The sequence below is a fragment of the Kitasatospora sp. NPDC093679 genome, assembly GCF_040683455.1.
In the GTDB taxonomy this organism is placed as follows: Bacteria; Actinomycetota; Actinomycetes; order Streptomycetales; family Streptomycetaceae; genus Kitasatospora; species Kitasatospora arboriphila.
The window spans coordinates 149,534-157,528 of the sequence record NZ_JBFBDW010000012.1; the positions used below are offsets into that span (position 1 = coordinate 149,534).

Here is a 7,995-nt window from a genome sequence, read left to right on the forward strand (position 1 = left end):
TCCTCCGAAGGGAACCCTATCGTGACCACGGGCGGTTTCCCGACCGGATAAGGGCGGCGGGGCCGCGTCGCGGGCACGGCGGCGACCGCGGTGGCGGGCGTGACCCACCCGGCGGTCACCTCGTTGATCGGAACGGGCGGCCGGCCGGCCGGCCCTCGCATCCATCCCACCGACGACATGGGGGCTCCGGTGTCGAGCGAACCCGCGGCGGACGGGCGGCGGCGGACGGCACGCGGCCGACTGCCCGCCGACCTCACCGGCTTCGTCGGCCGCCGTTCCGAACTCGCGGCCCTGGCCCGCCTGCTGGACACGTCACGGCTGGTCACGGTGACCGGCCCGGGCGGGGTCGGCAAGACCCGGCTGGCCCTGCGGGCGGCGGCCCCGGCCGGTCAGGACCTGCGGGACGGGGTCCGGCTCGCCGAGATCGGGCAGGTGCAGGACCCGCTGCTGCTCGGCCACGCGGTGATGGAGGCGCTGGAGCTCACCGACTCCACCGCGCGCCCGCCGCTCGACGTGCTGGTCGAGCAGCTCGCCGACCGCCGGATGCTGCTGGTGCTGGACGGCTGCGAGCACCTGGTCGAGGCCTGCGCCGAGCTGGCGGACGTGCTGCTGCGCGGCGCGCCCGGCCTGCGGGTGCTGGCCACCAGCCGGCAGTCGCTGCGGGTGGACGGCGAGCACCTGCTGCCGCTGGCGCCGCTGCCGGTGGAGGCGCGGGACGGCCGACGGCCGGACGCGGTGCGGCTGTTCGCGGAACGGGCGGCGGCGGTGGTGCCCGGGTTCGCGCTGACCGCGGAGAACGCCGACGAGGTGGCGCTGCTCTGCCGCCGGCTGGACGGCATCCCGCTGGCCGTGGAGCTGGCGGCGGGTCGGCTGCGCTCGCTCTCCGTGGAGCAGATCGCGATCCGGCTGGACGACCGGTTCCGGCTGCTGACCGGCGGCGCCCGCACCGCTCCGCCGCGGCACCAGACGCTGCGCACCACGATCGGCTGGAGCCACGAACTGTGCACCGCGCAGGAACGTTTGCTCTGGGCACGGCTCTCGGTGTTCGCCGGCGGCTTCGACCTGGAGGCGGCCGAGTACGTCTGCGCGGGCGACGGCATCGACCCGGACGCCATGCCGGACCTGCTCGGCGACCTGGTGGACAAGTCCGTCCTGCTGCGGCTGGACGGCGGCGACGCGGTGCGCTTCCGGATGCTCGACACGCTGCGCGAGTACGGTGCGCAGTGGCTGGCCGCGACCGGCGGGGAGCAACGGCTGCTGCGCCGGCACCGGGACTGGTACCTGGGGGTCGCGACCTGGGGCGAGGTGGAGTGGTTCGGTCCGCGGCAGGCCGAGACGGCCGAGCGGACCCGGCTGGCGCACCCCAACCTGCGGGCCGCGCTGGAGTTCTGCCTGGCCGAACCGGGCGAGGAGCAGCAGGCGCTGGTGCTGGCCGGGACGCTCTGGTTCTACTGGGTCGGCTCGGGCCACCTGGGCGAGGGCCGGCACTGGCTGGACCGGGCGCTGGCGCTGGCACCGGAGCCGACCGGGGCACGGGCGAAGGCGCTCTGGGTGACGGGGTACATGGCGACGCTGCAGGGCGACCTGGTGCGGGCCGCGCCGGCGCTGGAGGAGTGCCGGCGGCAGGCGCTGGAGACCGGGGACGACCGGGCGCTGGCGTACGCGGTGCACCGGCAGGGCTGCGCGGCGCTGATCGGGGACGACCCGGTGCGGGCGGCCGAGCTGTTCGAGGAGGCGCTCTGGCACTACAACGCGCTGGGCGAGCTGAACAGCAACGTCCTGATGGCGATGTTCGAGCTGGGGCTGGCGCGGCTGTTCCAGGGCGACGCCGAGACGGGCACGGCATGGATCGAGCGGGTCCGGGAGATCTGCGAGGAGCACGGCGAGCAGTGGGCCTACGCCTACGGGCTGTACGCCTACGCGCACGCCAGCTGGACGACCGGCGAGCTGCGGCGGGCCCGGGCGTACGCGCGCGAGTGCGTGCGGCTCAACCACCGCTTCCGGGACCTGCTGGGGATCGTGCTGGGGGTGGAGCTGCTGGCGGTGCTGGAGACCGAGGGGCCGGAGGCGGACCTGGTCGAGGCGCGGGTGCTGCAGGGCGCGGCGCACCGGATGTGGCAGGGCGTGGGGACGCCGTTCTTCGGGTCCCGGAGCTTCAACGGACCGCACCGGGAGGGCGAGGAGCGGGCCAGGTCGGGGCTGACCGAGGAGGATTTCGAGGAGGCGTTCGCGCGGGGTGCGGCGCTGGACCTGGATGCGGCGGTGCGGCGGGCGCTGGGCAACGGCGGGCTGCCGGAACCGCCGTTCGACACGGACGGCCGCCCCCCGGACCCGCGCCCGGCCGAACCCTCCCCCGTGCCGGCCCACTAGTCCCGGGGCGAGCCAGGGATGCGGGGCCCTTTTCTGCAGTGCCCTGGTCCGGACAGGGGTGAGCCCCCGCAGCCGTACGGCTGCGGGGGCTCGGTGCTGCAGTGGTACCGCTCGCGGGTCAGCGCGAGTAGTACTCGACGACCAGCTGCTCGTCGCAGACGACCGGGACCTCGCGGCGCTGCGGCGCGCGGTCCAGGCGGAAGGCCAGGGCCTTCAGGTTGACCTCGAGGTACTTCGGGGTCTGGCCCTCGCCGGCGTTGCCGCCCTCGCGAGCCACCTGGAAGGGGACCTTCTCCTTGGACTTGTCCTTGACCGTGACGACGTAGCCCGGCTTCATCTGGAACGACGGCTTGTTGACCTTGCTGCCGTTGACCTCGATGTGGCCGTGCACGACCATCTGGCGGGCCTGGTAGATGGTGCGGGCGATGCCCGAACGCAGGACCAGGGCGTCGAGGCGGGTCTCCAGCAGGGCGACGAGCGCCTCACCGGTCTTGCCCTCGACCTTCTTGGCCGACTCGAAGGCGCGCGCCATCTGCTTCTCGCTCAGGTCGTACTGCGCGCGCAGACGCTGCTTCTCGGTCAGACGGACCTTGTAGTCAGAGTTCTGCTTGCGGCCGCGGCCGTGCTGGCCGGGCGGGTACGGGCGGGCCTCGAAGTACTTGACGGACTTCGGGGTCAGCGGGACGCCCAGGGCACGAGCGATCTTGACCTTGGGGCGCTTCTGGTTCGCCATGGAACCAATACCTCTTTCGGTGTGCGAATACGGCTTCACCAGGTGTTGACGGAGGCCGCTTCTCGCGACCCGGAGAAAAACCACCGGGGTGGTCAGCCGCTCTCCGAGCCGGGCACGTGCGTGCTTGCACACGAGTGGCCCACCGACCGCGGGGGTGGTGGGCTGCCCGCGACACCGGAACCGGTGCGCGACGCTCCTGGAGGTCCTCCCGGAGGAGGGGCCTCGTGGCCGGTGCCCCGCTGGTGCGGACGGTCGGCCGGTTCTCACCCGCCGCCGTGCCCGGGACATGGCACTCCGCCCGAGTATACCGTCCGGTCGGCGTCACCGATCACCACCCGGGACCGCCCCGCCCGGACCGCCCGACCCGGGCCGGGCCGCTCGCCCGGGTCACTCGCCCTTGAGCCGGGACCTGGTCCATTCGACGGTCTCGGCGTAGCGGGCCTCGCCGCCGCGCCGGGTGGGCCGGTAGTACTCCCGGCCGTGCACCGCGTCCGGCGCGTACTGCTGGGGGGCGATGCCCTCGGGGAGGTCGTGCGGGTACTGGTAGCCCTTGCCGTGGCCGAGCGTGCCGGCGCCGCCGTAGTGGGCGTCCCGCAGGTGCGGCGGGACGGGCCCGGCCAGGCCCTGTCGGACGTCGGCGAGGGCGGCGTCGATGGCCAGGTAGGCGGCGTTGGACTTGGGGGCCAGCGCCAGGGCGATGGCGGCCTCGGCGAGGATGATCCTGGCCTCCGGGAAGCCGATCATGGCGACCGCCTGGGCCGCGGCGACGGCGGTGGCGAGCGCGGTCGGGTCGGCCAGGCCGACGTCCTCGCTGGCGGAGATCATCAGCCGTCGGGCGATGAACCGCGGGTCCTCCCCCGCCTCGATCATCCGGGCCAGGTAGTGCAGGGTGGCGTCCACGTCGCTGCCGCGGATCGACTTGATGAGGGCGCTGGCCACGTCGTAGTGCTGGTCGCCGTCCTTGTCGTAGCGAACGGCGGCCTGGTCGACGGCGGTCTCGGTGGCGGCCAGGGTGATCTCCGCCGCGCCCTGCTCCAGCGCGGCGCCGGCGGCGGCCTCCAGGGTGGTGAGCGCCCGGCGGGCGTCGCCGCCGGCGAGCCGGACGAGGTGGTCCTCGGCCTCCGCGGAGAGTTCGACGGCGCCCTGCAGCCCGCGTTCGTCGGCGACCGCGCGGCGCAGCAGGGTGCGCACGTCGTCATCGGTGAGCGCCTCCAGGGTGAGCAGCAGCGAGCGGGAGAGCAGCGGGGAGATCACCGAGAAGTAGGGGTTCTCGGTGGTGGCGGCGATCAGGGTGACCCAGCGGTTCTCGACGGCGGGCAGCAGGGAGTCCTGCTGGGCCTTGGAGAAGCGGTGGATCTCGTCGAGGAAGAGGACGGTCTCGCGGCCGGTCATGCCGACGGCGCGGCGGGCGCCGTCGATGACCGCGCGGACCTCCTTGACGCCGGCGGTGATGGCGGAGAGTTCGACGAAGCGGCCCTCGACGGCCTGGCTGATCACGTGGGCGAGGGTGGTCTTGCCGGTGCCGGGCGGGCCCCAGAGGATGACCGAGCTGGTGGCGGCGGGGCCGCGGGAGCCGGCGACCAGGCGGCGCAGCGGGGAGCCGTCCTTGAGCAGCCGGCTCTGGCCGGCGACCTCGTCGAGGGTGCGCGGGCGCATCCGTACGGCGAGCGGGGCCCGGCCGGGTTCCTTGGCCTGGCGTTCCTCGGCGGCTGCGGTGAAGAGGTCCGGTTCGTCCACGGGCGCAAGGGTATGCGAGCGGACCGACGGCCCGGCCGGGTAGTTCGAATTTGAACCTGAGGGCGTACGCTGGGGGCTCCCCCCGTCGCCGAAGGAGTGCGCCATGCCCGTCCGCCGTCTGAACCACGCCGTGCTGTGGATCCGCGAGGTCGACCGTTCGGTCGCCTTCTACACCCAGGTCTTCGGGTTCTCGGTCGGCCACCTGATCCCCGGCCGGGCGGCGTTCCTGTCGGCGCCGGACACGCTGAACGACCACGACCTCGGGCTGTTCGCGATCGGCGCGGACGCGCCCGGTCCGGAGCAGGGCCGGGTCGGCCTCTACCACCTGGCCTGGGAGGTCGGCACGCTCGGCGAGCTGGCGGAGATCGGGGCGAGACTCGCCGAGCGGAAGGCGCTGGTCGGCTCGACCGACCACCTGGTGTCCAAGTCCTTCTACGCCAAGGACCCGGACGGCAACGAGTTCGAGGTGATGTGGCGGGTCCCGCGCGAGGACTGGCCGGCCGCCGAGTCGGACGCCCGGCCGGGCCCGCTCGACCTGCAGGCCGCACTGGACCGGTGGGGTCCGGACCTGGCGACGGGTGCGGCGGCCGGCTCGGCGAGCTGAGCCGGCCCGGTCAGTCCGCCAGCTTCGCCGCGTGGTCCGGGACGTAGGTCTGCAGGTCGCGCGGCGGCCGCTGGTAGCCCGTCGGGGCGGGGCGGGGCGGCAGCTCGACCGCGGGCGGCTCGATCGCCAGGTACGGGACGGTGGAGAGCAGGTGGGCGATCATGTTGATCCTGGACCGCCGCTTGTCGTCCCCCTCCACCACGTACCAGGGCGACTCCGGGATGTCGGTGTGGGCGAACATCACGTCCTTGGCCCGGGAGTACTCCTCCCAGCGGGTGATGGACTGGATGTCCATCGGGGAGAGCTTCCAGCGGCGCATCGGGTCCGAGAGCCGGGACCGGAAGCGCTTCTCCTGCTCGGTGTCGCTGACCGAGAACCAGTACTTGCGCAGCAGGATGCCGGCCTCGATCAGCATCTGCTCGAAGAGCGGGGTCTGGTGCAGGAAGAGCCAGTACTCCTCCTCGGTGCAGAAGCCCATGACGCGCTCGACGCCGGCCCGGTTGTACCAGCTGCGGTCGAACAGGACCATCTCGCCGGCGGCCGGCAGCTGCTCGACGTAGCGCTGGAAGTACCACTGACCCCGTTGGCGCTCGGTCGGGGCGGGCAGCGCGGCGATCCGGGCGATGCGCGGATTGAGGTACTCGGTGACGCGCCTGATCGCACCGCCCTTGCCGGCGGCGTCCCGGCCCTCGAAGACGACGACCAGCCGCACGCCCTCGCTGCGGACCCATTCCTGCAGGCGGACCAGTTCGTGCTGGAGACGCAGCAGCTCGCGCTCGTACGGCTTCTTCGCGAGCCGATCGGTCTTCCCCACAGGTGTGCCCTCCGTCCGCGCGGTGGGCACCCACGCTACGGCGGATCACCGCTCCGTGCCGGGAGCGGCACGGCGGACGGCACCGGCAGCCCCCTGCACTGCCGGTACCGCTCCCCCCGTGAGCGGCCGACTCTGCACCAGCCCCGCCCTCCCGGTCCAATTCCGTGATCCATACCCTGTGGGCATGGACATCGACACCCGGTTGCTGCGGGCGTTCGCGGCGGTGTTCGACGAGGGACAGCTCACCGCCGCGGCGTCCCGGCTCGGCGTGGCCCAGCCGACCCTGACCAAGCGGATCCGGCTGCTGGAGGGGCAGCTGGAGGTCCGGCTGTTCGAGCGGTCGCGCGCCGGGATGGCACCGACGCCGGCGGCGCACGAACTGGCCGCGCGGGTGCCCGCGCTGCTGGCCGGCTGGGCGGACGCGCTGGCCGCCGCCCGGGCGGCGGCCGGCCGCCCGGCGGTGCTCCGGGTGGGATTCGAGAGCGGCACCATCCACCTGGTGGGGCTGGCCACGGTGGAGGCCTTCGCCCGGCGGATGCCCGGCTGGCAGGTGCGGCTGCGGCAGTTCAACGGCTTCGACTCCGGGGTGGCCCTGGACGCCGGCGAGATCGACCTGGCACTGTGGCACGCCCCGCCCGAGGAGGGCGGGGAGGGCGGGGCGACCGCGGACGGCCGGTACGGCTGTGCGCCGCTCGGCCTGGACGAGCGCTGGGTGGTGCTGCCGGCCGGGCACCGGCTGGCCGGCCGCGGCGAGCTAGCGATGGCGGACCTGCTGGACGAGGCCGTCGTCTCGGTGCCGGCGGTGGCGGGCTTCTGGCGGGACCACTGGGTGGGCGCGGACGCCCGCGGCGGACGGCCGGTGCGGGTCGGCGCGGTGGTGCACAGCCCGGACGAGTGGCTGGCGGCGGTGGCCTGCGGGCAGGGCATCGGTTTCGCCCCGGCCTCGCTCGGCGCCCTGGCGGGCCGACCCGACGTGGTGTTCCGGCCGGTGCGCGGGCTCGGGCCGAGCCGGGCCGGTCTCTACTGGCCGGCGGGCCGGCCGCCGACGCCGGCCGCGGAGGCCTTCGTGCGCAGCTGCCGGGAGACGGTGGCGGTGGGCGGCCGGGTGCGGCCGCCCACGGGCGCGGTGGATCAGACGGCGTCGAACGGGGCGGGGTAGCGGCACAGGCCCCGCGGCGAGCCGTCGTAGCCGGGCAGCGGCAGGACGAGGAAGCAGTCGTCCTGGACGTCGTAGGGCCCGGTGACCTCGTGGCGGGAGGCCGGGATGAATCCGAAGCGGGAGTAGTAGCCGGGGTCGCCGAGGACGACGACCAGGCGCTCGCCGGCCTCCTCGGCGGCGGTCAGCGCGGCGCGCACGACCTGTGCGCCGATGCCCTTGCGCTGCCACTCGGGGGCGACGGCGACCGGGGCGAGTGCGACGGCCCATCCGTCGCCGACCTGAAGGCGTGTCAGCAGGGCGTGGGCCAGGACGAGTTCGTCCTCGACGGCGACCACCGAGAGGTCGGGCAGCCAGGCCGGGTCGCGGCGCAGCGCGTCGACGAGGTCGGCCTCGTCGGGGCCCGGAAACGCCGCCATGTGCACCCGCCGGGTGGCGGGAGCATCCGACGGGAGCTCGACTCTGGTACGGACGGCCATGTGGTGCACTCCTCTGTCGTCGCACGCCGTTGTGGACCGGCCCCGGGGGGGGGCTATCACCCCCCGGGGCCCGGTCAGGGGTGCCGACCACGGTGAGGCCCG

General features: G+C 74.3%; 7 protein-coding genes. 3 read left to right on the forward strand and 4 right to left on the reverse strand.

The window, feature by feature from the left end; genetic code table 11:
- The first annotated feature begins 189 nt into the window (after window positions 1-189).
- Window positions 190-2,370 carry a regulator gene (locus tag AB0O09_RS13515; protein ID WP_363541753.1) on the forward strand — a complete coding sequence of 727 codons (2,181 nt, stop codon included), beginning with the start codon at window positions 190-192 and terminating at the stop codon, window positions 2,368-2,370.
- Window positions 2,371-2,488: 118 nt separating this feature from the next.
- Here the strand turns inward: AB0O09_RS13515 and rpsD are convergent, their stop codons facing one another.
- Window positions 2,489-3,103: a 30S ribosomal protein S4 gene (gene rpsD, locus AB0O09_RS13520; RefSeq protein WP_263102434.1), complete on the reverse strand. Its 615-nt coding sequence runs from the start codon at window positions 3,101-3,103 to the stop codon at window positions 2,489-2,491.
- A gap of 387 nt (window positions 3,104-3,490) precedes the next feature.
- Complete coding sequence (locus tag AB0O09_RS13525) at window positions 3,491-4,840, reverse strand: replication-associated recombination protein A (RefSeq protein ID WP_363541755.1); 1,350 nt, start codon at window positions 4,838-4,840, stop codon at window positions 3,491-3,493.
- Between the two features lie 103 nt (window positions 4,841-4,943).
- Here AB0O09_RS13525 and AB0O09_RS13530 point away from each other — a divergent pair, with 103 nt between their 5' ends.
- Window positions 4,944-5,444: a VOC family protein gene (locus AB0O09_RS13530; RefSeq protein WP_363541756.1), complete on the forward strand. Its 501-nt coding sequence runs from the start codon at window positions 4,944-4,946 to the stop codon at window positions 5,442-5,444.
- Window positions 5,445-5,454: 10 nt separating this feature from the next.
- Here AB0O09_RS13530 and ppk2 read toward each other — a convergent pair whose 3' ends face one another.
- Entirely contained in the window at window positions 5,455-6,258 is an 804-nt protein-coding gene (gene ppk2, locus AB0O09_RS13535) for a polyphosphate kinase 2 (RefSeq protein WP_363541757.1), read from the reverse strand.
- Window positions 6,259-6,442: 184 nt separating this feature from the next.
- Here ppk2 and AB0O09_RS13540 point away from each other — a divergent pair, with 184 nt between their 5' ends.
- Window positions 6,443-7,417, forward strand: coding sequence for a LysR family transcriptional regulator (locus AB0O09_RS13540; RefSeq protein ID WP_363541758.1), 975 nt, complete (start codon window positions 6,443-6,445; stop codon window positions 7,415-7,417).
- Here the strand turns inward: AB0O09_RS13540 and AB0O09_RS13545 are convergent.
- Window positions 7,390-7,893: an N-acetyltransferase gene (locus AB0O09_RS13545; protein ID WP_363541759.1), complete on the reverse strand. Its 504-nt coding sequence runs from the start codon at window positions 7,891-7,893 to the stop codon at window positions 7,390-7,392. The two genes, AB0O09_RS13540 and AB0O09_RS13545, sit on opposite strands and share 28 nt — an antisense overlap.
- Window positions 7,894-7,995 lie beyond the last annotated feature (102 nt).